Annotated in this window: 18 protein-coding genes; 7 read left to right on the forward strand and 11 right to left on the reverse strand. The window is 65.7% G+C overall.

Annotated elements, in window-relative coordinates:
* Positions 1 to 85: 85 nt before the first annotated feature.
* Complete coding sequence (locus D1610_RS10995) at positions 86 to 1,378, reverse strand: glycoside hydrolase family 172 protein (protein WP_118864222.1); 1,293 nt, start codon at positions 1,376 to 1,378, stop codon at positions 86 to 88.
* Positions 1,379 to 1,394: 16 nt separating this feature from the next.
* A complete protein-coding gene (locus tag D1610_RS11000) occupies positions 1,395 to 2,408 on the reverse strand; it encodes a glycoside hydrolase family protein (RefSeq protein ID WP_425453217.1) in 1,014 nt (337 codons plus the stop codon).
* A gap of 211 nt (positions 2,409 to 2,619) precedes the next feature.
* On the opposite strand from D1610_RS11000, the gene D1610_RS11005 reads away from it, so the two are divergent.
* Together D1610_RS11005 and D1610_RS11010 are read left to right on the forward strand one after the other, a co-directional pair.
* Positions 2,620 to 3,633 (forward strand): glycoside hydrolase family 43 protein, encoded by a 1,014-nt coding sequence (locus D1610_RS11005; protein WP_118864224.1) that lies wholly within the window; start codon positions 2,620 to 2,622, stop codon positions 3,631 to 3,633.
* An 87-nt stretch (positions 3,634 to 3,720) separates the two neighbouring features.
* On the forward strand, positions 3,721 to 6,660 hold the full coding sequence (locus tag D1610_RS11010; RefSeq protein ID WP_147414315.1) for a TonB-dependent receptor: 2,940 nt from the start codon (positions 3,721 to 3,723) through the stop codon (positions 6,658 to 6,660).
* Positions 6,661 to 6,711: 51 nt separating this feature from the next.
* On the opposite strand, the gene D1610_RS11015 is transcribed toward D1610_RS11010, so the two are convergent.
* From D1610_RS11015 to manD, 3 genes are all read right to left on the reverse strand, one after another.
* Positions 6,712 to 7,989 (reverse strand): MFS transporter, encoded by a 1,278-nt coding sequence (locus D1610_RS11015; protein ID WP_118864226.1) that lies wholly within the window; start codon positions 7,987 to 7,989, stop codon positions 6,712 to 6,714.
* Positions 7,990 to 8,053: 64 nt separating this feature from the next.
* Entirely contained in the window at positions 8,054 to 11,113 is a 3,060-nt protein-coding gene (locus D1610_RS11020) for a glycoside hydrolase family 2 protein (RefSeq protein ID WP_245942164.1), read from the reverse strand.
* A gap of 47 nt (positions 11,114 to 11,160) precedes the next feature.
* Positions 11,161 to 12,372, reverse strand: coding sequence for a D-mannonate dehydratase ManD (gene manD, locus D1610_RS11025; RefSeq protein ID WP_118864228.1), 1,212 nt, complete (start codon positions 12,370 to 12,372; stop codon positions 11,161 to 11,163).
* Positions 12,373 to 12,598: 226 nt separating this feature from the next.
* Between manD and D1610_RS11030 the strand changes: the two genes are divergently transcribed.
* The 3 genes from D1610_RS11030 (at position 12,599) to D1610_RS11040 (ending at position 18,254) form a co-directional block, all read left to right on the forward strand.
* On the forward strand, positions 12,599 to 13,984 hold the full coding sequence (locus tag D1610_RS11030; protein ID WP_118864229.1) for a M20/M25/M40 family metallo-hydrolase: 1,386 nt from the start codon (positions 12,599 to 12,601) through the stop codon (positions 13,982 to 13,984).
* A gap of 17 nt (positions 13,985 to 14,001) precedes the next feature.
* Positions 14,002 to 15,618 (forward strand): tetratricopeptide repeat-containing sulfotransferase family protein, encoded by a 1,617-nt coding sequence (locus tag D1610_RS11035; protein WP_182466790.1) that lies wholly within the window; start codon positions 14,002 to 14,004, stop codon positions 15,616 to 15,618.
* 152 nt (positions 15,619 to 15,770) lie between these two features.
* Positions 15,771 to 18,254, forward strand: a complete 2,484-nt coding sequence (locus D1610_RS11040; RefSeq protein WP_425453216.1) for a TonB-dependent receptor — start codon at positions 15,771 to 15,773, stop codon at positions 18,252 to 18,254.
* A gap of 30 nt (positions 18,255 to 18,284) precedes the next feature.
* Here D1610_RS11040 and D1610_RS11045 read toward each other — a convergent pair whose 3' ends face one another.
* From D1610_RS11045 to D1610_RS11070, 6 genes are all read right to left on the reverse strand, one after another.
* Positions 18,285 to 18,740 (reverse strand): DUF1801 domain-containing protein, encoded by a 456-nt coding sequence (locus D1610_RS11045; protein ID WP_245942167.1) that lies wholly within the window; start codon positions 18,738 to 18,740, stop codon positions 18,285 to 18,287.
* Between the two features lie 5 nt (positions 18,741 to 18,745).
* Complete coding sequence (locus D1610_RS11050; RefSeq protein WP_118864232.1) at positions 18,746 to 18,976, reverse strand: hypothetical protein; 231 nt, start codon at positions 18,974 to 18,976, stop codon at positions 18,746 to 18,748.
* A gap of 9 nt (positions 18,977 to 18,985) precedes the next feature.
* On the reverse strand, positions 18,986 to 19,390 hold the full coding sequence (locus tag D1610_RS11055; RefSeq protein ID WP_118864233.1) for a DUF1801 domain-containing protein: 405 nt from the start codon (positions 19,388 to 19,390) through the stop codon (positions 18,986 to 18,988).
* Between the two features lie 32 nt (positions 19,391 to 19,422).
* A complete protein-coding gene (locus tag D1610_RS11060) occupies positions 19,423 to 19,833 on the reverse strand; it encodes an SRPBCC family protein (protein ID WP_118864234.1) in 411 nt (136 codons plus the stop codon).
* The gene (locus D1610_RS11065) at positions 19,830 to 20,153 is read right to left on the reverse strand and encodes an ArsR/SmtB family transcription factor (protein WP_118864265.1); all 324 of its coding nucleotides are present in this window, start codon (positions 20,151 to 20,153) and stop codon (positions 19,830 to 19,832) included. Before D1610_RS11065 ends, D1610_RS11060 begins: the two co-directional genes overlap by 4 nt.
* A gap of 76 nt (positions 20,154 to 20,229) precedes the next feature.
* Positions 20,230 to 21,540: a sugar porter family MFS transporter gene (locus tag D1610_RS11070; protein ID WP_182466791.1), complete on the reverse strand. Its 1,311-nt coding sequence runs from the start codon at positions 21,538 to 21,540 to the stop codon at positions 20,230 to 20,232.
* Between the two features lie 307 nt (positions 21,541 to 21,847).
* On the opposite strand from D1610_RS11070, the gene D1610_RS11075 reads away from it, so the two are divergent.
* Both D1610_RS11075 and D1610_RS11080 read left to right on the forward strand, forming a co-directional pair.
* Complete coding sequence (locus D1610_RS11075) at positions 21,848 to 22,936, forward strand: LacI family DNA-binding transcriptional regulator (RefSeq protein WP_118864235.1); 1,089 nt, start codon at positions 21,848 to 21,850, stop codon at positions 22,934 to 22,936.
* A gap of 71 nt (positions 22,937 to 23,007) precedes the next feature.
* Entirely contained in the window at positions 23,008 to 25,917 is a 2,910-nt protein-coding gene (locus D1610_RS11080) for a TonB-dependent receptor (protein ID WP_118864236.1), read from the forward strand.
* The last annotated feature ends 56 nt before the right edge of the window (positions 25,918 to 25,973 follow it).

Genomic DNA, 25,973 nt, shown 5'->3' on the forward strand with positions numbered 1-25,973 from the left:
GTAGCCAAAGCTACGCGCAAGCAAGCGACGCGGCCAGCGGGCTTCTCCGGGCGATCACGATCCCTGTTCTAATTGAGTTTGGACCCTAGTCCGCGGCGGGCGGCGTATAGGCTTCGACCGGCTTGGTTTCCGGCTTCTTTTCCGGGGGCTTGCGGATGCCGGCGAGCCTCGCCTCGACCGGCGCGATACGCGGCAGGCCGTTCTCCGGTCGGTCGAGGTAGAAATAGGCGACCGAGGCGACGTCGTCGCTGCGGTAGAAATTGGTCCAGCCTTCCGGCAGGCCGGGCGTGTCCAGCGGCACGGGCTTGTCGCCTTTCAGCAGCTGCTGGAAATTGATCCGCGATCCGGGATCGATCGTCACGGGGATCAGCGGCGCGCCCTGTTTCTGGAGCCGCATCACCTCCTTTTTGGGCCAGCCGCCGATCTGCTGCAGCTCGACCTTGATGTCGGAATCGAAGAAGATCGGATCGGGCACATGGAAGCGGTAGAAGGTCCAGCGGCCGGTGCTCTCGTCCGAGATCGGCGCGCCCTGGAAGCGGTTGACGAAGGCGCCCTGGCCCCAGGCGGTGCCGATATAATCCTCCGCGCCGGTGCCGACGAGCGAATGCCGGTCGCCATCGCCATCGAGCGAGATGCGCATCTCGCCTTCGCCCCACCAGCTCTTCTCGTACGCCGGGTTGGTCAGGACCGTCATGCTCATGCCCACGAACCGTCCGCGGCCGGTGATGCGCGGCAGCACGTCGTGCGCGTCGCCCAGCGTCGTCGCGCGGTCGCGCGACCACCAGGCGTGGAAATACATCGCATCCTCGGGCTGCGAGCGTAGCCGACGGTGGTTGATGTCGAAGAAGATCAGCGACAGCTGCTTGTCCGACTGGTTGCGCACGACGATGCGCGCGCCCTTGCGGAAGGGCATCGGGATATAGGAGACGAACGAGCGGCCCTCCGCGCTCGACAGGAGCTCGGTCTCGAGCGGGCGCATCTCGCCCGCGCCGTGCAGGAAGAAGTCGCCCAGCGGCACCGACACCGCCGGCGTCGCCGCGCCGTCCCAGTACATCTCCAGCACCAGCGCGCGCAGCCGTTCGGGCGAGCGGTCGTCGATCGTCATCCACATGCGGTCGATGATGCCGGCGCCCGCGATATCGGCGAGGACATGGCTGCCGCCTGCCGGAATCGTCTCGAACGCATGACCCTTGCCGCCCTTGTTCTCGATGCCGCCGGCGCCCTTTTCGCCCGTCGGGTTCTCGGGGCTGGTCCAGGCGGGCTCGCCCGACTGGGAGAAGAGGTGCAGCGAGGCGCGCTCGGTCGCCTGCGCATGGGCGGCGGACGGCGTCAACGCGGCGACCGCGAGGATCGCGCATCCGATCAAGCGGTTCGACATCGGCTTGCTCCCTTGTTCATTTGTTGCTCGGAAAGGCGGCGACGATGGCGTCGTACTGCTTGCGGCTGATCGCGATCATCGATCCGTGGCGGACGCCGGCCGGCATCTCGAAGCGGTTCCATTCGGGCACGCCGCTGTTGCCCGACACCTGATACCACGGCCCTTCGAGCCGCGGCGCCATCGAGAGGCCGTAGCTCGTCCCGGCATATTGCTCGTAATACAGCAGCCAGTCGGCGCCGTTCGGCGCGCGGATCAGCGTCGGCGCCTCGCGGAAATTGGGGCTGAGCGGCGGGCCGGGCTCGGGATAGGGGCCGAGCAGCTCGTCGGCGCAGCTCATCCGCACCGTCTTGCCCGTGACCCAGTTGTACGACGGATAGCGTTCGTCCTTGACGATGACGCAATAGCCGCCACCGTCATTGGGCTGGACGATGGTGTCGATCGTTGCCATGTCCCAGGGCAGCAGCCGGCGCGGCGGCGCGGCGAAACTCTTCAGGTCCTTCGACAGCACGTACAGCGTCTTCTGGCTGGCCCAGTAGCGCTCCGGATCGTCGGGCGAGCCGGGCACGTTGGGCGTATGCCAGGTGAGCAGGAAGCGCGCCGAAGGCTTGTCGTAATGGAGCTTGGGCGCGCCGATCCGCTGCAGGGCGTGCGGGTGCTCCTTGATGTTGGAAAGATCGGGCCGGTAGGTGCCAAACGGCGCCCAACGGATGAGATCGTCGGAGACCCAGAAGCGGATCAGCGGATCGGAATCGCTCTTGTTGCCGACCAGGTAATAGCGTCCGTTCGGCCCCTGCGCGATCGAGGCGTGGCCGTGATAATCCTCGGAAACCGCGCGGCCGCCGTTCAGCGCCTGCCAGTGAAACCCGTCCAGGCTGACCGAATAATGGAGCACGCCGTAGCGCGCCTTGGTCATGTGCGCGAAGAGATAGGCCTTGTCGGGATGGATGTAGGGCGTGACCGGCGCGCCGGGAACGGGCTGCGCCCTGGGGGAGTCTTGCGCCGGTGCCGCGGCCGCGACGGTCAGCGCGATTGCGCTGAAGATGAGCGTTCGAAGCACCGTCCTGCCTCCCCTCTGGCGTGCCGTTCCTGCATTGCACTTGGGGCATGCGGCCGTCCATCGCCGGATATGAGCGCCGATTGCCAAGCGTGGTCAACCCATTTATCCGATATATATGTTTGATGTCGGAGGAGTGATGCGGATTCGGGCTTCAGCAACGCCTCGGCGCAGCCTGGTCCTCGCAATGGCGCTGGGCGCGGCGATGCTCGGCGGCTGCGCGACCGACCGGACGGCGAGCGAGCATTCGTCAGCCCGCTTCACGAACCCGCTGCTGCCGTCCGGTCCCGATCCTTGGGTCACGCGCGACGGCGATACCTATTACTACATGCACACGCTTGGGAACCGGCTGGCGATCTGGCGGACGCGCGATCTGACCAAGCTCGCCGAAGCGGAGCCAAAGACGATCTGGACGCCGCCCGCGCAAGGCCCCAACGCGCAATCGATCTGGGCGCCCGAGCTGCATCGCATCGACGGCAAATGGTACGTCTATTACACCGCCGCCGCGAGCGGACATGACGGCGACGAGCATCGCGGCGTGTTCGTGCTGGAGAATGCCGGCACCGATCCGACGACCGGCGAGTGGATCGATCGCGGCAGGATCAACACCGCGCACGCGGGGATTGATGGCACGACCTTCGAATATGGCGGCGAAAGATACTTCGTCTATTCGCCCTATGTCGGTCCGGACAGCGTGCTGGCGATCGCGAAGATGGCCGATCCGTGGACGTTGGCGGGAGAGGAGGTGATCCTGGCGCGGCCCGATCTCGCCTGGGAGCGGCAGGGCGGGCGGCAGATCCTCGAAGGGCCGGAGTTCCTCCTCGGCCCCCGTGGCGATCTGTTCCTGAGCTATTCGGCGAGCGCCTGCTGGTCCGACGACTACGCGCTGGGCCTGCTCCGCGCGCCGCCCGGCAGCGATCCGATGGACGCATCCGCCTGGACCAAGGCGCCGCGCCCCGTTCTCGCCAAGGCGCCCGAGAACAACGTCTATGCGACCGGCCACAACGGCTTCTTCACCTCGCCCGACGGCCGCGAGAACTGGATCATCTATCACGCCAACACCGGCCCCGATCGGAAATGCACCTCCAAGCGGTCGCCGCGCATCCAGCGCTTCGGCTGGACCGCCGACGGGCGGCCCGACTTCCCGGTGCCGGCGGGGGCCGATACGCCGCTCGATCCACCCTCGTCCCGCCGCCGCTGATGTTGCTTCGAAACCACAATCATTTTTTAAATACGATAAATACGTTTTAGACCTTGCGGCGCAGGTCGGGGCTTGCTCTATGGGCAGATGGCGAAGGCAGCGGGGAAAACCCGCGCCGATCACCAGGCAACAGGTGGGGAGGGACGGATGGCCCGGATTGCGCGTTTTCGCGGCACCGCGTCGGTGATCGCATTGTTCATGGGCGTCACGCCCGCATTTGCCCAATCGACCGACGCGCCGCCGGCGGATCAGGCGACGGCACAGGAAGCGCAGACGGTGGAGGACGCGCCGCCGGTCGCCGACCAGTCAGGCGACGAGATCGTCGTCACCGGCCTCCGCCGCAGCCTTGAAACTTCGCAGGCGATCAAGCGCAATTCGGAAGGCATCGTCGACGCGATCGTCGCCGAGGATATCGGCAAGCTGCCCGACATCACCGCGTCCGCCGCACTGGCGCGCGTCACCGGCGTGCAGGTCAATCGCGCGGCGGGCGAGGCCGCGCAAGTGCAGGTGCGCGGCCTGCCCGACATTACCACCACCTATAATGGCCGCGAGATTTTCACCGCCGAGGGACGCTTCGTCCAGATCCAGGACTTCCCCGCAGGCTCGGTCGCGGCGCTCGAGGTTTACAAGTCCTCGACCGCGAATCTCATCGAAGGCGGCATCGGCGGGCAGGTCAATGTCCGCTCGCGCCGGCCGTTCGATTTCAGCGGTTTCGAGGCGTTCGGATCGCTCAACGCCGTACACACCGACCAGGCGCAGGAGTTCGACTGGAACGGCAATTTCCTGATCAGCAACCGCTGGGATACGGGCATCGGCGAGATCGGCATCCTCGTCAACGCCGCCTACACCAAGTTGCGCCACCTCGATTCGACGCGCGAGCAGAGCCTTGTCGCGGGCATCGGCCGGCTGAACGACGACGAGGGCGAAGACTTCGATTATCTTGAGGACACCTTCCGCTATCCCGACGCCACGGCGATGTTCTACGGCGCGGGCGAGCGGTGGCGCCCGTCGGCGACGGCGACCATCCAGTGGAAACCGACACCCAATCTCGAAATCTATGCGGATGGTCTGTTCCAGGGATTCCGCAGCAAGGACACCAATACCTTCCTGTTCGTGCCGCTGTTCGGCAACGTCCAGTTGTCCAACGTACAGCTGATGGACGACGGCGTCCGCGCGCAGAGCCTGACGGCGAGCTACCCCAATGCGATCGACTTCCGTCCCGACGGCTTCCAGGGCACCACGCGGGCCAAGACCGACACCTATCAGGGTGCGCTCGGCGCCATCTACACCAATGACGCGCTGACCATATCGGGCGATGTCGCTTACACCGACTCGACGTTCACGCTGCGCGCCATCAACGTCGATCACGCTTTCGCCTATTCACCGGTGCGCGACGTTAATTTCGACGCGCCGGGCGCGTTTTTCAGCTTCCGCGACTTTGACGGTTCGGACCTGGACAATTTCCTCTATCGCGGTTTGTTTCAGGAGAATTTACGCGCGGAGGGCGATGACCTTCAGGCGCGCGTCGACGTCACCTACGATCTCGACGCCGGTTTCCTGAAGCGAATCCAGGCGGGCGTTCGTTACGACGATCGCAGCGCCGCCCGGCGGCGTGGCGACCTATATATTGGCGAGGAATTTCCCTTCCCGCGTATGCTCGGAAACCTGCAGATCGATGGCCAGCGGATTCCGCTGGAATTCGCGCCGGTGGCTCCGGGCTTCCGTGGCGACGACGTGCAGCGGTTCCGCACCTTTATTCAGCCTGTGCGCGACAGCATCTGGGATAATGTGGAGATACTGCGCGAGGTTGCTGGCGCACCAGAAGGCTTCCCTGATTTCGATCCGGTCCAGACGTTCCTCGCCGACGAAAAGTCATACACCGGTTATGCCCAGGTGAAATACGGCTTCGATGCTGGTGCGGTCGCTTTTGACGGCAATGTCGGCATCCGTGCGATTCGTACCGAAACCACGATCGCCGGCACCCAGCGTGAGCAGATTGGAATCGATGAGAATAATGATCCCATCTACGAGTTCACCGGCGTAGACCGGTCGAACGAATATGACGATTTCCTGCCGAACGCTTCGTTGCGGGCCGTACTCGGAGAGGTGCAACTACGCCTAGCCTATACCCAAACGCGGACTAGGCCGAACTTCTTCGATCTCAACCCGTCCTTCGCGATCGGAACGCCGCCCACCATCTGTATTCCCAATCCGCAGATTCCCGGCAGCGGTCCCGACAACCCGAACTGCTTCCGGGGAACGAGCGCCGGTAATCCGGATCTCGGACCACTCACCTCCACCAACTATGACGCAAGCCTTGAATGGTATTTCTCGCGCGCGGGTTCGGTAACTCTGGCGGCGTTCCGCCGCGATGTGAACGGCTTCATCTCGCGGATCACAACCGAGACGCAGGATCCTGAGTTTGGACGGCTCCGCACTAGCATTCCGGTCAATGGTGGCGAAGGCCGGATCCAGGGCATCGAAGCTGCGTTCGCCAGCTTCTTGGACGTCGACTGGGTGCCAGAATGGGCGCGCGGCTTCGGCCTCCAGGCGAACTTCACCTATATCGATGCGGAGTCGCAGCTGCCTTCGCAGCTGGCCGGCAATGTGCCGCCGGGCAGCCCGGACCGGCCGCGCCTGCCTGGAGTCTCGGAATACGCCTACAACATCGTCGCTCTGTACGAGAAGCCGAAGTTCTCGGCGCGTCTCGCCTACAATTATCGATCCGACTTCGTGATCGAGTATGGCCGGGTCTTCGATCCCGGAACGGGCGACATCAACCCCGAGACAGGATTGCCGTTCGGCGGTGATGGCCCGGTGCTTCCGTTGATGCACAAGGGCCGCGGCGTGCTCGACCTGTCCCTGACGACCACCCCGGTCGAGAACATCACAATCGCGTTCGACGCCACCAATCTGCTTGGCGATCCGATTGAGATTTACCGCGAATATGAACCCGGCAAGCCCTTCCCTCGACAAACCAAATTTTTGGAGCGGGTGTATTCGCTCGGCGTCCGCTTCCGCTTCTGAGCGCATGTTGCTTAACTCGCGATCCGGGTCGGGCCCGGATCGCGACAATCCTCAATCGATCCGCGCCGGTTCCAGCCGGGGCGAGATCAGGTGGACGATCAGCAGCGCGATCAGATAGACCGAGCCGATCAGCGCGAAGATCGGCGTGTAGTTGCCGACGCTCTCCAGCACGTGCCCGGCATATTTCGCCATCAGCATCCCGCCGATCGCGCCCGCCATGCCGCCGATGCCGACCACGGAGGCGGTCGCGCGGCGCGGCATCAGGTCGGATACGAGCGTGAAGACATTGGCCGACCAGCCCTGGTGCGCCGCCGCCGCCAGCCCGATGATCGCCACCGCGACGATCAGGTTCTCGGCATGGATGGCGAGGCTGACCGGCACCACGCACAGCGCGCAGGCGAGCATCGCCGTCTTGCGCCCGGCGTTGACGGTCCAGCCGCGCTTGATGAGATGCGACGACAGCCAGCCGCCGGCGACGCTGCCGACATCGGCGATGAGGTACACCGCGATCAGCGGCGGACCGAAGCTGACGAGATCGAGGCCATAGGTCTTGGCGAAGAAATCGGGCAGCCAGAACAGGAAGAACCACCAGATCGGATCGGTCATGAACTTGGCGACCGCGAACGCCCAGGTCTGGCGGTAGCGGAGCAGCGCCAGCCAGCCGATCTTCTCCGTGCTTTCGGCCGGATCGGAACGGATATGCGCCAGCTCGGCCGGGGAGACCTTGGGATGGTCCTCCGGCAGCCGATAGGTGAGCAGCCACAGGATCACCCAGACGAAACCCAGCGCGCCGGTGATGAGGAACGCCGCCTGCCAGCCCCAGGCGATGACGATCGGCGGCACAGCCAAGGGCGTCAGGATCGCGCCGACGTTGGAGCCGGCGTTGAAGATGCCGGTGGCGAGCGCGCGTTCCTTCTTCGGGAACCACTCGCCGGTCGCCTTCACCGCCGCCGGGAAGTTGCCCGCCTCGCCGATGCCGAGCGCGAAGCGCGCCATCGCGAAGCCCGCCACCGTCCGCGCGCCCGCATGCGCCATGCCGGCGATGCTCCACACGATCACCGCGATCGCATAGCCCCATTTGACGCCGACCCGATCGACGAAGCGGCCGACCGCGAACAGTCCGATCGCATAGGCCGCCTGGAACCAGAAGACGATGTCGGCATAGTCGAGCTCGCTCCAGCCGAACTCGGTTTCGAGCACCGGCTTCAGGATGCCGATCACCTGCCGGTCGATATAGTTGATGGTGGTGGCGAAGAAGAGCAGCGCGCACACCGTCCAGCGGTTGCGGGTCATCCGGCTTGCCGGCGTCGCCGGGCTGTTCGTCGCCATTGTCGATCCTCTCAGGTTCGGCGCGCGGCATTCCGCGTCGCTCTGTCGCTCTGGTCGGGCTGCGCTAGTCGCGCGGCGCCGGTCCGTGGAAATCCGCCTCGACTATGCCCAGGCCCCAGCCGGGCGGCACCTCGTTGGCGCCGGTGTCGCCGGCCTGGCGCGCGGTGCTGAGCTCGACGATGTTGCCGAAACCGTCGCGATCGGTGACCGGGCCCGTCTGGCTGATCCGCAGCACGCGGCCGGTGGCGGGCGCGAACGCCTGGCCGACATAGCCCAGGCTGCGCTCGGTCTCGCCCTGCCAGACGGTGCGCCCGTCGAGCGTGAAGCGCAGGGGATAGCTGCGCGAGCGCCAGCCGACGAGTTTGAGCTCGATCTCGCTCAGCGTCACCGGACGGTCGAAATGATATTCGATCCAGGCGGTCTCGCGCTTGCCGTCGCTCGCCCAGCGCGAGAGCTCGTTGTCGTCGACGCTGCGCTCGGCCTCGGCCTGGTTCGAGCCGGCGACGATGCGCGAGGGGAGGATAGTGGAGCGGGTAGGGCGATAGGATGGGCCGGCCGGTGTCGGCCCGCGCGTGAGCAGCCCCGGCTGATGATGCTCCGGGAAGTCCGGGGAGAGCCCGTTCGTCGCCGGTTCCGGAAGCACGACCGGAATCGCTACCGTCGCACTCTTCAGCCCCTCCGCCGTGGCGGTGAGCCGGACCGCGCCCTTCCGCGTGCCCGCGCGCAGCAGCACGCGGTTCACGCCGCCCTCGACCGGCAGGGTGCGCGACAGGACGTAATTGTCCTCGTGCCGGGCGGTGCCGGGGTGGCTGGTGGTGCCGGGGATCGATTCCTGCGCGACGGGAACCTCGGGCCGCGGCTTGCCCGATGAATCGCCCTGGGCGATGCCGCCGCGCCATTCGGCGGGGCCGTCGAGCTCGAACGAGACCTTGTGGCCGGCGGTCGGGACGCGCCGGCCCTGCGCATCGACCACCTCGACATCGACCAGCGCGACGTCGGCGCCGTCCATCACGAAGCCGCGCGGGCTGGTGCGCGGGGTCAGGCGGATCGCGGCGGGCGCGCCCGCGGTCTCGAGCGCATGTTCCGATCGGCTGCCGTCGGCGTGGGTCGCCACCGCGCGCAGCGTGCCGGGCCGCCACTGGACCTTGGGCCAGGTGAACAGGAAGCCGTATTCGTGCTTGCCCTTGCCGAGCGAGCGGTCGCCCAGGAACAGCTCGACGCTCTCGCCGTTCGAGACCACCATCAGGTCCTTCGCCGTGCGGACGGCATAGTTCCAATGGCCGATGATGTGGGTCGCGGGCTTCTCCGGCTCGACCCAGCCGTTCCACATCACCTGGTGCGCGAAGAAGCCCTGCTTGGGCAGCCGCACCGGATCGACCTCGCCCGAGCGGCGGTAATTGTTGTCGCCGCGGAAATGGGTGTTCGAATCCGACCAGATGATGTTGACCCCGCCCGAACTCACCCGCTCGCCGGTGCCGGGGCGGACGCGGTAATAGTCCCACCAGCGGCGGACATCCTCCACCGCGTGGCTGTCCTGGTTGCGGTTGTAGTCGGGCGAATCCGTGTGGAAGGGCGGGGTGTGTTCGTCCTGATAGGCGCGGGCGCCCTCGTCGCGCGAATATTCCATCGCCCACATCGGGATGTCCGAGCTCTTGTTGATGTAGAGCATCTCGCCGCCATATTCGGCGATCTCGCTGTCCAGCATCTCGCGCGATCCGATCGCCCGGCCGCCGTGCGGATCGTAGCGGTCGCGGATCGCCATCAGATCGGCCATGTGCGCGTCGCTGATGCTCTCGTTGCCGCCTTCGTAGAACAGGATCGACGGGTTGTTTCGGTTGTAGATGATCGCGTCGCGCATCAGTTCCTTGCGCTGTTCCCAGCGGCGGCCGTCGACGTCATGCTCGGCGTCGCCCGCGGGCATCGCCTGGATCAGGCCGACCCGGTCGGCGGACTCCACGTCCTGCTTGGAGGGCGTGATGTGCATCCAGCGGACGAGATTGCCGCCGCTTTCGACCATCAGCGCGTTGGAGAAGTCGCTGATCCAGGGCGGGATAGACACGCCGACTGCGGGCCATTCGTTCGAGGTGCGTTGCGCATAGCCGTGCACCTGGATGACGCGGCCGTTCAATTCGATCATCCCGTCGGCGAAGCGCGTCTGCCGGAAACCGGTGACGGTGTCGACGCTGTCGATCGCCTTGCCGTCCTCGATCAGGCTGGTGGTGACGGTGTAGAGATAGCCATAGCCCCAGCTCCAGAAATGGAGGTCGGAGAGCCGCGCGGCGGCGCTCAGCGTCTCGGTGCTGCCGGGATGGACGGTGTCGGCTTCGCCGTCGAAGCGGCCGACCAGCTTGCCTTCGCGGTCGCGGATCTCGACGCGGTAGCCGATGCGGCGCGGCGCGTCGCCGTCGTTGCGCACCTGGGTTTCGGCATGGATCGTCGCCGCGCGCGCCCGCAGGTCGAAATCACCGGCCCAGACATATTGGCCGGTGGTGCCCAGCCCCGAATAGAGCGGCAGCGTCTGGTAGAGCTTGCCCGTCAGGTGCAGGCGGACATTCTTGGTGATGCCGCCGTAATTGACGTTGAAGTTGCGGTCGTTCCACTGGAAGCCGCTGCCGGTCGCGCGCTCCTTGTAGCGCCAGTCGTTGTCGACGCGGACCGCGATCAGGTTCTCGCCCGGCCTGAGCATCGGCGTGATGTCCGCGCCGAACGCCATCGCGCCGTTTTCGGAGAGGATCACCGACCGGCCATTGACCCAGACCTCGGCGGCCTGGCGGACGCCCTCGAACTCGAGGAAGGCCTTGCCGCGCTCGGCGCCGGCGGGAAGGGTGATGCGCTTGCGATACCACGTGATCCCGGTCGAAAGCTCGCGGATGTCGCGGGCGAAGGCCTGCTTCTCGTTGAAGGCGTTGGGCAGGGTGACGATCCGCCACTTGGCGTCGTCGAAACCGGGCTGCTCGGCCCCCTTGATGTCGCCGGTCGTCATCCGCCAGCCGGGGTTGAGGCTGTAGGTCGCGCGCGGCGAGGCGACGACGGTGGACGCGTCATGCGCGCGTGCCGGCGCGGCCCCGGCGATCGTCATGACGCTCGCAGCGCCGAGCAGCGCCAGAATCCGCATTGCGGCCATGTTCATCATCCCCTTTTTGCATGTGTCCGGACCGTTCGAACGATCTCTCACCAATTGAACAATGTGCCGTCTTGGAGGCGGTTCACGGGCAGGTAAGCGCGTTTGTATGGGTGTTTGGCGGCGAGGGTTTCGTCGATGTCGACGCCGAGGCCGGGTGTGTCGCCTGGGTGCATCATGCCGTCCTGGAAGCGGTAGGCGTGGGGGAAGACGGCGTCGGTCTCTGGGGTGTGGCGCATATATTCCTGGATGCCGAAATTGGGCACCGAGAGGCCGAAGTGGAGTGCGGCCGCCATCGAGACGGGCGAGAGGTCGGTGGCGCCGTGGCAGCCGGTCCTGACCTGGTAGAGATCGGCGAGCGCGGCGATCCGGCGCAAATGGGTGATGCCGCCGGCATGGACCACGGTCGCGCGGACATAGTCGATCAGCTGCTCCTGGATGAGCTGGCGGCAGTCATGGACCGAGTTGAAGATCTCGCCCACCGCAAGCGGCGTGGTGGTGTGCCGGCGGATCAGGCGGAACGCCTCCTGGTTCTCGGCCGGCGTCGCATCCTCCAGCCAGAACGGGCGGTAGGGCTCGAGGTCCCGGCCCAGCCGGCCCGCCTCGATCGGGGTCAGCCGGTGGTGGACGTCGTGGAGCAGGTGCACGTCCCAGCCGAGCCCCTCGCGGCCAGCCTCGAACAGGGGCGGGACCGAGCGGAGATACTTCTCCGTCGACCACAGATTCTCGCTCGGCAGGTCGGCATCGGCCGGCTCGTAGAAATAGCGGTCCTTGGAGACGCCGTAGGTCGAGGCCAGCCCCGGCACCCCCGATTGCAGCCGGATCGCCTTGTAGCCCTGCTCCCGATAGTCGAGCGCCGCCTCGATCGTCGCCTCGATGCTCGCGCCATTGGCATGGCCATAGACCATGCAGCCCTCGCGCGAGGCCCCGCCCAGCAGCTGATAGACCGGAAGCCCCGCGACCTTGCCCTTGATGTCCCACAAGGCCATGTCGACCGCGGCGATCGCGGTCATCGTCACCGGCCCGCGCCGCCAATAGGCGCCCTTGTAGAGATACTGCCAGATATCCTCGATCCGGTGCGCATCGCGCCCGATCAGGCACGGAATGACATGATCGCCAAGATAGCTCGCCACCGAAAGCTCGCGGCCGTTCAAGGTCGCATCGCCCAAACCCGTCACACCATCCTTCGTGCGCACCTCCAACGTCACGAAATTACGACCAGGACTGGTCACGATCACTCGGGCGTCGGTGATAATCGACATTATGATCTCACAAGATGGAATTAAGTTTCATTAATTGCGACAAATTGGTCGCCCAATTATGATCCGCTGTCAAGCGGGGAAATGAGGCCATGCCGCTAATCTCGCCTATACGCTACAAGATTGGCCAAGCCAATTTGCGTTGATGTCTCCGGTTGCCATCTTCGGCAAAGTCCCACAACTTGCCCTGTCGAAGCGCGGCTTCGGGACAAGTTCGAAAGGGGCGGTTATGCATCGATTGGTCTGGATCGCGGCGCTGACAGCTTCCACCGCGGCGGACGCGCTGCCTGCGCAAACGGCCGACCGGACCGCCATAGAGGCGATCGAGCTCGCCAAGCGCTCGATTGGGTTCCGGACGGTGCGGGGCCCGGGCAACCAGACGCCGCAATTCGCCGCCTATCTGAAGCAGCAGCTGGTTGCGGGAGGGTTCGCCGCCGAAGACGTGACGGTCACACCGGTGGACGACACCGCCTATCTGGTGGCGCGCTATCGCGGAACGGACAGCGCCGCGAAGCCGATCGTCATCTCCGGCCATATGGACGTGGTGGAGGCGAAGCCGGCCGACTGGGAACGCGATCCGTTCACCGCGGTGGTCGAGAACGGCTATATCTATGGCCGCGGCGCGACCGACATGAAGCTGGACATCGCGCTGGCGGCGGCGACCCTGGTCGAAATGAAACGCGCCGGCTTCAAGCCGCGCCGGGACATCGTGCTCGCGCTTTCGGGCGACGAGGAGACGACGATGAAGACCTCGGCGATCCTCGCCGAGCAGCTCAGGAACGGCGAAATGGTCCTCAACATAGATGGCGGCGGGGGGCTGCTCGGCGAGGACGGCAAGCCGCAATATTTCACGATCGGCGCAGCCGAGAAGACCTATGCCGACTTCGAACTGAGCGTGACCAATCCGGGCGGCCATTCCTCTGCGCCGCGCAAGGACAATGCGATCAATCAGCTCGCCGCGGCGCTGGTGCGGATCGGAAGCCATCGCTTCACCCCGCAGCTGAGCCCGATCACCAAGGGCTATTTCGAAGGCATCGCCCCGCGCCAGACGCCCGAACTCGGTGCGGCGATGCGGGCGTTCGCCGCCGATCCGGCCGACAAGGCGGCGATCGAGACGCTGGCGGCGAGCCCGGCCTATGTCGGGCAGATCGGCACCACCTGCGTTTCCACCATGGTGTCGGGCGGGCACGCGTTGAACGCCCTGCCGCAGCGCGCGACCGCCAACATCAACTGCCGCATCTTTCCGGGAGTGAAGCCCGCCGCGGTGATGGCGGAACTCGAGAAGGTGGCTGCCGAGCCGGCGGTCACCTTCAAGGACGTGACCGAAGGATCGAACCCGACCGACGCATCGCCGCTGCGGCCCGATCTGACTGCGGCGGTCAAGAAGGCTTTGGCCGGGATCCGGCCCGGCGTGCCGGTGTTCCCGAGCATGTCCGCGGGCGCGAGCGACTCGATGTGGTATCGCTCGGTCGGCGTTCCGAGCTATGGCGTCAGCCCCTTGTTCATCAAGGAATCGGACGATTTCAGCCATGGGCTGAACGAGCGCACCCCGATCGACAACGTTCCGCTGGCGATCCGCTATTACCGCTCGTTGCTCGCCGACCTTTCGAAATAGGCGTCCGGTTCCACCGGATGGCCCGGCCTGCGCCTGTTCCGCGACATTGGCCGCAGCGTCTGATCGATGCCGCGCTGGCGCTGCACGACAACCGGCTGGCGGAGGCCGAGCCGCTGTTGAAGGCGCACCTCAAGGCGGACCCGTTCGATGTCCAGGCGATCCGCATGCTTGCGGAGCTTGCGGGGCGGATCGGGCGATACAAGGATGCCGAGAACCTGCTGCGTCGCGCGGTCGAGCTGTCGCCGGGCTTTACCGCCGCCCGCGCCAATCTCGCCATCGTCCTCTACCGTCAGAACCGCGCGGCCGAGGCGGTCGCCGAGCTCGACCGGGTGCTGGAGGAGGAGCCCGACAATCCCGGTCACGCCAACCTGAAGGCGGCGGCGCTTGGCCGCGTCGGTGGGTTCGACGAGGCGATCGAGCTATATCGGGCGGTGCTGAAGGAAACGCCGCGCCAGCCCAAGGTGTGGATGTCCTACGGCCATATGCTGAAGACGGTCGGCCGGCAGGCCGACGGCGTCGCCGCCTATCGCCGGGCGATCGATCTGATGCCCGAGCTGGGCGAGGCGTGGTGGAGCCTCGCCAACCTCAAGACCGTCCGCTTCGACGATGCGGACATCGCCGCGATGCAGAAGGCCCTCGCGCGTAGCGACATTTCGGACGAGGACCGGTTCCATCTCGATTTCGCGCTGGGTAAGGCGTTCGAGGATCGCGGACGGGCGGCGGAGTCGTTCGAGCATTATGCCGCGGGCAATGCGCTCAGACGCACCAGGATCAGTTATGACGCGGACGAGACGCAAGACTTTGTCGATCGCAGCATCGCGATCGCCACGCCCCAATTCTTCGTGGAGCGCGCGGGGCTGGGGTGCGGCGAGCCCGATCCGATCTTCATTCTCGGCATGCCCCGCGCGGGCTCGACGCTGATCGAGCAGATCCTCTCCAGCCACAGCCAGGTCGAGGGCACGTCGGAGCTGCCCGACATTCCGGTGCTTGCGCGTCGCTGGCCCGACTATCCCGAGCACCTCGCCGAGCTCGCGCCCGACAGGCTGCGCGCGTTGGGCGAGGAATATCTCGACCGCACCCGCGTGCAGCGCCGCACCGATCGGCCGCTGTTCATCGACAAGCTGCCCAACAACTGGGCGCATGTTCCCTTCATCCACCTGATCCTGCCCGGCGCGAAGATCATCGATGCGCGGCGGCATCCGCTCGGCTGCTGCTTCTCCAACTTCAAGCAGCATTTCGCGCGCGGGCAGGCGTTCAGCTACAGGCTCGAGGATATGGGGCGCTACTACCGCGATTATGTGCGGCTGATGGCGCATCTCGACGCGGTGCTGCCCGGCCGGGTGCACCGGGTGTTCTACGAGAAGATGGTCGAGGACACGGAAGGCGAGGTGAGGGCGCTGCTCGCCGCATGCGGCCTGGATTTCGAGCCCGCCTGCCTGGAATTCCACAAGACCGAGCGCGCGGTGCGCACGGCGAGCTCGGAGCAGGTGCGCCAGCCGATCTTCCGCGAAGGCACCGAGGCATGGCGGCCCTATGCGGCATGGCTGGGGCCGCTCGAGGCTGCGCTGGGCGAGGTGCTCGCCCGCTACCCGGCGATCCCGCCATTTGCGGAAGGCGGCGCCGGACCAGCGTGACAAAACTGTCACGTTGCGCCCACGAAATGAAAACGGCCGCATCGCCCCCGTTGACGGATGTTGCGGATGCGAACACCCTTTTCGGCACATAGTTTCGTGTCGTGGGGGAAGCGATGGATCGAAACATACGCAGCGCTGCACTGACGCTCCTGTTGACCACCACGGCGGTCATCGTGCCGCCGGCGCATGCGCAGGATCAGGAGGCCGCCGCCGACGCCCAGGCGACGCCGGCCCAGCAGCAATATGCCGACATCATCGTCACCGCGCAGAAGCGCGAGGAGAACCTGCAGAACGTGCCGATCAGCATCCAGGCGCTCGGCACGCGCAAGCTCGACGAGCTCAATATCGGCAATTTCGAGGAATATTCGCAGCTCCTTCCGTCCGTGGCGTTCCAGAGCCTCCAGCCGGGTGTGACCACGGTCTACATGCGCGGCGTCGCGTCGGGCGGTGACGGCAATCATTCGGGATCGCTGCCCTCGGTCGGCGTCTATCTCGACGAGCAGCCGGTATCGACCATCGGCGGCACGCTCGACGTGCATATCTACGACATCGCCCGCATCGAGAGCCTGGCCGGGCCGCAGGGGACGCTCTACGGCGCCTCGTCGCAGGCGGGCACGATCCGCATCATCACCAACAAGCCGAGCACCGCCGCCTTCTCAGGCGCGATCGACGGCGAGATCAACACCGTCGAGGACGGCGATATCGGCGGCAAGCTGGAGGGTTTCCTCAACATCCCGTTGTCGCAGAACGCGGCGTTGCGGGTGGTCGGCTTCTACCAGCGCGACGCCGGCTATATCGACAACGTCCCCGGCACGCGGAGCTTCCTGCCGGAGGAAGGCGGCATCACCGTCGACAACGACGCCTTCGTCGAGGAGAATTTCAACCAGAACGAGGTCTATGGCGGCCGCGCCGCGCTCAAGGTCGATCTCGACGAGAATTGGACCGTGACGCCGACGGTCATCTATCAGGAGCAGAAGACCGGCGGCATCTATGGCTCCGATCCGCTGGTCGGCGACCTGCAGGTCCAGCGCTTCTATCCCGATTATCGCAAGGAACGCTTCATCCAGGCGGCGCTGACGATCGAAGGCAGGATCGGCAATTGGGACGTCACCTATGCCGGCGCCTTCCTCGATCGCACGACAGCGAGCGCGACCGACTATACCGACTATTCCGAAGCCTATGATTCGCTCTATGCGTCGGTCGGCGGGCTTGCCGGCTATTTCTATTATCAGGACGCCGACGGCAACACGATCGATCCGCGCCAATGGGTGGTCGCTTCGGATCATTTCAAGAAGGTGAGCCAGGAATTTCGCGTCGCTTCTCCGCAGGACGCGCGCTTCCGCGTCGTCGCCGGGCTGTTCTACCAGCGCCAGACCAACGAGATTCACCAGGACTACCAGATCCCCGGTCTCGGCCCGCTGGTCTCGGTCAACGGCCTGCCCGGCACATTGTGGCTGACCGAACAGTTCCGCGTCGACAAGGACTATGCGATGTTCGGCGAGGCGAGCTTCGACATCCTGCCGAACCTGACGCTTACGGCGGGCGGCCGCGCGTTCATCTACGATAATTCGCTGATCGGCTTCTTCGGCTTCGGCCGCAATCCGGCCTATATACAGGACGCGGAGGACAATCCGCCGCCCAACGCGGCGGGCAGCTCGCGGACGGGCGTCGCCAGCTGCTTCACAGTCGAGGGGATCCGGCTGCGCGATGCCGAGCTCGCCGGGCGGACGCGCACGCTGCTGCCGCCCGCAGTCGCCGGCGGACCGTGCACCAATCTGGGCGTGTACAGCCCGTCGACCGGCACCGTCTCTCCCGAGAAGGCCGACGGCCAGGGCTTCACCCACCGGCTCAACCTGACATGGAAGCCGACCGAGAACATATTGCTCTACGGCACCTGGTCGCGGGGTTTCCGGCCCGGCGGCATCAACCGCCGCGGTGACGTCGCGCCCTATGCCGCCGACTTCCTGACCAATTACGAGATCGGCGCGAAGACGACGCTGTTCGACGGGCTGTTGCGGCTGAACGGCGCGGTCTATCAGCAGGAATGGAAGACCTTCCAGTTCTCCTTCCTCGGCGAGAACAGCTTCACCGAGATCCATAACGGCCCCGACGCGCGCATCCGCGGGATCGAGATGGACGCGAACCTGATCACCGGCGGCCTTTCGCTGACCGTCGCAGGCTCCTACACCGACGCCAAGACCAAGCAGAATTTGTGCGCGATCGACGATCCCACCTACACCTGCTCGGGTCCGGACAATTCCATCGCGGCGCCGGCGGGCACTCGCCTTCCGATCACGCCGCAGTTCAAGATCAACGGCACGGCTCGCTATTCGATACCGGTCGGCGGCACGGGGACTGCTTACATCCAGGGGCTGGTCGCGCACCAGAGCTCGGCATCGTCGGACATCCGCGTGGCCTCGGCCGCCTCGATCGGCCGCCTCGAGGCGTTCACCACCGCCAATCTCGCGCTGGGCGGGAATTTCGGGGACTATTCGTTCGAGATCTTCGCGCAGAACATCTTCGACGAACGGGCGCAGCTCACCAGGTTCCAGGCCTGCGGCAATTGCGGCCAGCGGACCTACATCGTCTACAGCACGCCCCGTACGATAGGGATACGCGCAGGCAGGAAGTTCTGAAGGGCGCGGGAAGCAGCGCCGGCTCGGCCGTCAGGGAACCCAGCCGGGCAGCGCCGCCGCCTGCTTGATCCAGCCGGCGACGAGCGTCTCGTCCAGCCCTTCGCCCTCATGGATGTGGAAGTAGCGTGTGTGCGCGTCCCTGGATTCGACCGGGGGGAGGGGGCGCAGCGCCGCACCCCGGAACAGCGCCACCTTGATGTATTTCGTGTAGCAATGGATGCCGAGAAAGAAGCCCTGGCCCTCGATCCCGTATAGCGGCGAGTTCCATTTGACCGCCTTGCGCACGCCGGGCACGGTGCGCTCGATCAGCGCGTCGAGGCGGCGTCCGGCCTCGCTCTTCCACCCCGGCATCGCCGTGATATAGGCTTGCACCGGGGCGTCGCCGTCGCCCTTCGGGATCTGCGGATTGCCGCCAGAGAGGAGGGCGGGCTTGCCGCCGGACGGCTTGCCCGCGGCGTTCGCCTTGCCGGTCGTCTTGCCCGCCACGCTGCTCATTCCTGCGGCCGGGCGCGCCGCCCGCCGCGCCGTCTGGCGGCATAGGGCAGCGCGAACAGGTAGAGGCCGGAGAGCGCGAGCAAGGCGAGCGGGAGCAGGGGCAGGAGATAGACCCATTGAACCGGCTCCTCGCCCGCGCCCAGCATGGCGAAGATGCCCGCGACGATCGCGGTGAAGATGATCGACAGCCAGCGATGGGCCTGCCGAATCCAGATGTTCCACTTCACCGGCGCCTCCTATTTCCCGGCCTTGGACAGGTTCAGCGCGACGGCCGCGCGGACGAGCGCCTTCAGCGCCGCCTCGTCGATCGCCTCACCCTCGCGGAAATCGATGGCGCGCCGCGTGTTGCCGTCGAGGCTGGAGTTGAACAGGCCGGCCGGGTCGTCCAGCGACGCGCCCTTGGCGAAGGTGAGCTTCACCTTGTCCTTGTAGGTCTCGCCGGTGCAGATCATCCCGGCATGCTCCCACACCGGCACCCCGGCGGGGTTGGACGGCTTTCGCCACTTCACCTCCTCGACCGCGTCGGGGTCGGCCTCCACGATCAGCGCGCGCAGCCGGCCGAGCATCTCGCCGCGCCAGTCGCCCGGCGCCTTTGCCGGTCGGGCGGGCGATGCGCCCTGTTGCGATCCGCCGTTGTTCATGCCTTCTCCTCCCTGATTTTGCGCCGCCGGCTTCAATCCATCCGCGCCAGGACCTGCTCCAGCCTGGCGAGGAAGCGCGGCCACCCGGCTCTGGCGCCGTGATAGGCCAGCTTCTGATCGGGCCGGAAGCCCGCCTGCTCCATGCGCAGGCGGGTTCCGGCAGGCGTCGGAAAGAGCGTCCAGGTGACGATGCTGTCCAGATCCTTGCCCGCCCATGTGTAGGAGAGCGTCCGGTTCGGCTCGATCTCCACGATTTCGCAGCCGACATCGCCCCATTCGGCGCGAAAGCCGAACCGGTGGCCCAGGGCTGGCTTGAAGTCGGTCTTCATCAGCCACTCCTCGATCAGGTGCGGCTGGGTGAGCGCGCGCCAGATCTTCTCCGGCGGATGGGCGATCTCCCGCTCGACGATGACGGACCGGATGTCGGCCGATGCGCCGCTCACTGATCCATCCTCTTGAGCAGATCCTCGAGATCGTCGAACCGGCGCTCCCAGAAACTGGCCATCTGGCTCGTCCAGTCGATCAGCGGCGCAAGCGCGCCGCGCTGGGCGCTGTAATGCGTTTGCCGCCCCGCCTGGCGGTGGCGCACCAGCCCGGCCTGCCTCAGCACGCCGAGATGCTTGGACACGGCCGGCTGCGAGACCCCGGCGCGCGCCGTGAGCGCCCCGACCGTCTGCTCTCCGTCGCTGCACAGCCGCTCGAAGATGGCGCGCCGGGTCGGGTCGGCGAGCGTTCTGAAAAGCACGTCATGGGCGGTGGACATAAAACGCATAACTCGCTCGCTATGATTGAACTCATAACCATCGGGATATGCGTAAGTCAAATCCCTGGGGCGGGTCTCAGGACGGATCCGGCCTTCCGGCGCTGAGCCTGGCGCTCATCGCCTCCAGCGACTCCCGTTTGGTTTCGGGGAACAGCCACCATACGATCAGCGACTGCAGCAGCATCGCCGCCGCGAACACCCAGAAGGGCAGCGCCTGGTTGAACTGGGCGATCACCGGAAAGGCGAAGGAGAGCCCGGCATTGGCGATCCAGTGCGTCGCGCTGCCGATCGATTGTCCGCGCGCCCGGACGTCGGTGGGGAAGATCTCGCTCAGGAAGACCCAGATCACCGCGCCCTGGGACATCGCGAACGCGACGATGAACAGGATCAGCAGCGGCAGCAGAAGCGTGTTGGGCGCAGCGCCGGAATAGACCAGCGCCACGCCGGCCAGGGCCAGCGCGGTCACCAGACCGCCCATGATCAGCAACGGCTTGCGGCCGATCCGATCGATCACCAGCATCGCCGCCATGGTGGCGGCCAGGTTGGCCGCGCCGACCGCGACCGCCTGCGCGTCTCCCGAAAGCCCGGTGAAGCCGCCGGCCGCGAAGATGTCGTTGAGATAATAGAGGATCGCGTTGATCCCGGAGAGCTGGTTGAACAATCCCATCGCGATCGCGAGCAGGATTGGCCGGCGATGCGCCCGCCAGCGCAGCCGCCCTTCATGGGCTTCGTCGTCCGCCCGGCCGGCGATTTCGATGCCGAGCTGCTCGGCCGCCGTCGCCGCCTGCGCATGCCTGCCGCGCGCGGTGAGCCAGCGTGGACTGTGCGGCGTGCCGATCAGCAGCAGCGCGAAGACCACCGCGGGCGCCGTCGCCGCCGCCAGCTTCCAGCGCCAGGCCAGATCGTCTGGGGCGATCTGCCCGATCAGGAAGTTGCTCAGATAGGCGACAAGGATGCCGATGACGATGTTGAGCTGGAACAGCCCGACCAGGAAACCGCGCCGCGCGGGCGGACTTATCTCGGCGATATAGACGGGGATCAGCACCGACGATCCGCCGATCGCAATGCCGCCGACGAAGCGAAACGCGGAGAAGGTAATCAGATCGCCGGCAAGCGCGCAGCCGATCGCCGAAATCACATAGAGCAGCCCGATCGCGCGCAGGACGCCCAAGCTGCCGTAACGGTCGCCCGGCGCGCCGCTGAGCATCGCGCCGGCCAGCGTTCCCCATAACGCCGCGGATACCGCCACGCCCAGGCCGGCCGCGCTCAGGGAATAGTTGGAGCGCAACGCATCGGTGACCCCGGAGATCACCGCCGTGTCGAACCCGAACAGCAACCCGCCCAGGCTCATCGCCACCACGGCGCGCGTGTGCACCGCCGTGGTCATGCGCCGGCAGACTCGTGCGCGGGGCAGCCGAAGCGCGGTTCCCTTGAGCTATCCTTCACAAGACCTCCCTTCACGTCGCGTGTCGCCGGAGCGCGCGATCTTCAAGGCCCTGCGCTTCAAGAGGCAGGCCATTTAAGAAATTTGTTTAAATTAACCGGGGCTGTCAAGCTGGCTGTGGCGGCGCCTGGTTGAGAACGCTTCGTCCGCCGGATCGTCGTTTCATTCGAGCAACTTGGTCCTGGCGACGCGCCGAACCGGCTTGCGGAGCCCTTCGCGGCGCAATAGGTCCAAGGCCAGCGAGGGGCAGTTGATCAAGAAGAAACCGACGATCGACGATGTGGCGACGCTGTCCGGCGTGGCGCGCACGACCGTTTCGCGCGTGATCAACGACGGCCCCAATGTTCGCCCCTCGGTAAGGCGCCGGGTGATGGAGGCGATCGATCAGCTGGGCTATCGGGTTAATGTCCAGGCGCGCAATCTCGCCACCGGCAACAGCCGCCAGATCGTGCTGATCCACGAATCCAATCTGGAGGCAGAGCCCAACAGCTATTATCATTCGGGCCTGGAGCTGGGCGCGCTGACCGGCTGCGCCGAGCATGGATACCAGCTGACGACGCAGGCGGTCGATTATGCGGCCGGCGGCTGGCGCGAGCGGATCATGTCGTTCATCGAAAGCGGGCGCTGCGACGGGCTGATCCTGCCGCCGCCCTTCTCGGACGAGCCGGGGCTGGTGCGCGCGATCATGGCGGCCGATTGCCCGGTGGTGTGCATTTCCGCCGGGGAAGCGGTGCGGGGGATCGCGCCGTCGATCGGCATCGACGACGAGACCGCGGGCTATGACATGGCGCGCTATCTGATCGCGCTGGGCCATCGGCGGATGGCCTATGTCAAGGGGCTGGAGGGGCACATCTCCGCCGAAGGCCGTCATGCCGGCTTTGTCCGCGCGCTGGCCGAGGCGGGGATCGACCCGGCCTCGAGCATCGCCGCGCGCGGCAACTTCACCTTCCGGTCGGGCATCGAATGCACCGAGCAGATCCTCGCCGGGCGGACCGGCGTGACCGTCATCGTCTGCGCCAATGACGACATGGCGGCGGGCGCGATGCTGGTCTGTCACAAGCACGGCCTGGCGATACCGGGGGATATCTCGGTGGTCGGCTTCGACGATACGCCGCTGTCGGACATCATGTGGCCGCCGCTGACGACGGTGCATCAGCCGATCAAGGAGATCGCGCGGCGCGCCGCGGACCTGCTGGTGAAGCAGATCGAGAATGGCGGCGCGGCCGAGGCCGCGCGGCACGAGTTCGTCGGCCACCGCATCATCGAACGCCAGTCCGCGGCGGCGCCGTCGAAGCTCGCCGGCATATTATCGATTGCGCCCGAATCGCGGATCGATTAGCAAATTGGAAGCGCTTCCAAACAGCTCGGTCGCGGGCGGACGGGGGTGTCGGAAAATCGGGGGAGGTATTCATGGGCAAGGAACGGGCCGAGGCGTCGCGGTCGAAGAAATTCCATCTCGCGGCGTCGGCGCTGGCGATCGCCGCCGCCCTGCCGACCGTCGCCCGCGCGCAGGACACGCCGCCGCCCGAAGAGGCCGAACCACACGAGCAAACGGAAATCATAGTAACCGGCATCCGCCGCGGGCTTCAGGATTCGATCAACCTCAAGCGGAACGAGACGTCGATCGTCGAGGCGATTTCCGCCGAGGACATCGGCAAGCTGCCCGACGTCTCGATCGCCGAATCGATCGCGCGCCTGCCGGGGCTTGCCGCACAGCGAGTCAATGGACGCGCGCAAGTGATCTCTATCCGCGGCCTCGCCCCCGATTTCACGACGACGCTGCTCAACGGCCGCCAGCAGGCGAGTTCGGGCGACAACCGCGCCGTCGAGTTCGACCAATATCCGTCCGAGCTGCTTTCGGGTGTGGTAATCTACAAGACGCCCGACGCACAGATCTCCGGCATGGGTCTGTCTGGCACCGCCGATCTGCGCACGGTGCGCCCGCTCGAATTCGGCCGGAAGGCGATCGCGCTCAACCTGCGCGGCGAGAAGACCGAAGGCGAGCGGCTGAACGCCGATGTCCGCAATTGGGGATTCCGAGCCAGCGCAAGCTATATCGACCAGTTCGCGAACGACACTATCGGTCTGGCGATCGGCTATGCCTATCTGGATTCACCGTCGCAAAACAAGCATTACAAGGCCTACGGCTATGAGGCGTTCGGAGGCGTCTGCGAGCCGGATACGGTGCCGCCGCCCGACCCGATGTGCTCCCCCGATTCCGTGACGCCCGATACTGCGAACGACGCGCTGATCCTCAATGGGCAGGAGGCCTTCGCCACCTCGCGCCTTAACAAGCGCCATGCAGCCATCGGCATCCTCGAATGGGAGCCGAGCGACAACGTGCATTCGACGCTCGACGTCTATTATTCCCGCTTCGAGCAGGAAGAGACGATGCGCGGGGCGCAATGGTTCTCCAACGCCTGGGCGGACGGCGCCTTCTTCACCGATGTCGAGGCCGAGGATCGCGGCGGCACGCCGGTCGCGATGAGCGGTACCGCCAACCGGGTCGTTCCGATCCTACGCAACGATTTCAATACGCGTGAGGACGAGTTGTTCTCGGCCGGGCTCAACAACGAATTCAAGCTTGACGACCGCACCCGCTTCGTCACCGACCTGTCCTACTCGACCAACAATCGGCGCGAGCAGATCCTGGAGACCTATGCGGGCTACGGCATGGGGACGGGTGGCGTGTCTCCCGCCACGCCAGATGTCGGCCGCACGTTCGATACGATCGATTTCATCGTACCCGATGATGGATATCCGACCTATTCGGAAGGTCTGGACTATGCCGACGCCGACCAGATTTCGCTTGGCGACCGGGCGCCGTGGGGCGGCTGGGCACATGACGGGTCGATCCGCTTTCCCGACGTCAAGGAAACCGTCTGGGCGATCGACCTCAGGCTGAGCCACGAGGTGGAGGGCTTTTTCAGCGGCTTCGACGCTGGCGTGAACTTCACCCACCGCGACAAGACCAAACGCGTTTCAGACAACGACCTGTTTCTCAAGAACGGCCGCCAGCAGGTGACGGTCGATCCGCGTTACCTGGTGGATCCGACCTCGCTCGGCTTTGTCGGCTTCGGCAACGTGCTGAGCATCGACCTCGAATCCGCGCTTGATGAATATTGGGTTTCCGCCCCGATCCTCGATGCCAACTTCTTCGACAAGAATTGGGACATTGAAGAGGAAGTGGTCACCTGGTTCGCCAAAGCCAACATCGACTGGGGCAATCTGCGCGGCAATATCGGCGTGCAGCTGGTGCAGCAGAACCAGAAATCCAGCGGGGTGGTGATCAACGGGCTGGAGCAGGGACAGCCGATCGTGCCCACCCTGATCACCGAGGGGGCGGAGTATACCGACATCCTGCCCAGTCTGAACCTGATCTACGATCTTGGAGGCGGACATCGACTGCGCTTCGCCGCGTCCAAGACGATGGCGCGCCCGCGCATGGACGAGATGCGCGCCAATGTGACACCCGGCTTCGACCTCTTCCAGTGCTCGAACCGTCCGCCTCCCGGCTGTGCGGCGGGAGAGGCGGTCAATCCCTGGTCGGCGTCGGGCGGCAATCCGAATCTGGAGCCATGGCGAGCGACCGCGTTGGACGTCGCCTATGAATGGTATGTCAATTCCACCACCTATCTTTCGATCGCCGGTTTCTACAAGGATCTCGACACCTATATCTATCAGCAGACCGGAACCTTTGACTTCACCGGCATTCCGGTTCCGGCCGCGGGGCAGAGCGCCTATGCCAATCAGGTCATCAGCCCGATTGGCCAGATCACCCTGCCGGCCAACGGCAAGGGCGGGACGATCAAGGGGTTGGAGTTCAGCGGCGCGATCAACTTCGGGACGTTGTGGAATCCGCTTGAGGGGCTGGGGCTGATCGGCAGCCTGTCGCTGACCGAATCGGACCTCAATCCGACTTCGAACCCCGATCCGACGCAGGAGGTCCGCATTCCCGGCCTGTCGGGGACGATCTACAACATCACCGCCTATTACGAACGCGGCGGCTTCCAGGCGCGGATCAGCCAGCGCTACCGGTCGGCCTTCAAGGGCGAAGTGGTGCAGCTGTTCGCCACGCGCGGCTTCACCGAGATCCTGGCGGACAAGCAGATCGACGCGCAGGTGGGCTATACCTTCCAGGGCGGTGCGCTGGAGGGGCTGGGCGTGCTGTTCCAAGTCAACAACCTGACCGATTCGCCCTATCGCACGCGGCTGGGCCTCGACAGCGGCGGCACCACCACTGCCGATGGCGGGACCCTGCTGGAAACCTATGAGAAATACGGCCGGCAGTTCCTGCTCGGCTTCAACTACCGCTTCTGATCGGAGCCGAGGGCGCGGGCAGTATTGTGCAGTTCGCCCGTGGTTATGGTTTGCGC

The sequence above is a fragment of the Sphingomonas gilva genome (genome assembly GCF_003515075.1).
GTDB lineage: Bacteria > Pseudomonadota > Alphaproteobacteria > Sphingomonadales > Sphingomonadaceae > Sphingomonas > Sphingomonas gilva.

What these genes read in the sequence shown, in the direction of transcription:
- D1610_RS11035 (WP_182466790.1), top strand. Translation starts at nt 14,002, where the DNA reads ATGGCCCGGCCTGCGCCTGTTCCGCGACATTGGCCGCAGCGTCTGATC.
- D1610_RS11015 (WP_118864226.1), bottom strand. Translation starts at nt 7,989, where the DNA reads ATGGCGACGAACAGCCCGGCGACGCCGGCAAGCCGGATGACCCGCAAC.
- D1610_RS11030 (WP_118864229.1), top strand. Translation starts at nt 12,599, where the DNA reads ATGCATCGATTGGTCTGGATCGCGGCGCTGACAGCTTCCACCGCGGCG.
- D1610_RS11055 (WP_118864233.1), bottom strand. Translation starts at nt 19,390, where the DNA reads ATGAACAACGGCGGATCGCAACAGGGCGCATCGCCCGCCCGACCGGCA.
- D1610_RS11010 (WP_147414315.1), top strand. Translation starts at nt 3,721, where the DNA reads ATGGCGAAGGCAGCGGGGAAAACCCGCGCCGATCACCAGGCAACAGGT.
- D1610_RS11070 (WP_182466791.1), bottom strand. Translation starts at nt 21,540, where the DNA reads ATGACCACGGCGGTGCACACGCGCGCCGTGGTGGCGATGAGCCTGGGC.
- D1610_RS10995 (WP_118864222.1), bottom strand. Translation starts at nt 1,378, where the DNA reads ATGTCGAACCGCTTGATCGGATGCGCGATCCTCGCGGTCGCCGCGTTG.
- D1610_RS11020 (WP_245942164.1), bottom strand. Translation starts at nt 11,113, where the DNA reads ATGGCCGCAATGCGGATTCTGGCGCTGCTCGGCGCTGCGAGCGTCATG.
- manD (WP_118864228.1), bottom strand. Translation starts at nt 12,372, where the DNA reads ATGTCGATTATCACCGACGCCCGAGTGATCGTGACCAGTCCTGGTCGT.
- D1610_RS11065 (WP_118864265.1), bottom strand. Translation starts at nt 20,153, where the DNA reads ATGTCCACCGCCCATGACGTGCTTTTCAGAACGCTCGCCGACCCGACC.
- D1610_RS11080 (WP_118864236.1), top strand. Translation starts at nt 23,008, where the DNA reads ATGGGCAAGGAACGGGCCGAGGCGTCGCGGTCGAAGAAATTCCATCTC.
- D1610_RS11005 (WP_118864224.1), top strand. Translation starts at nt 2,620, where the DNA reads ATGGCGCTGGGCGCGGCGATGCTCGGCGGCTGCGCGACCGACCGGACG.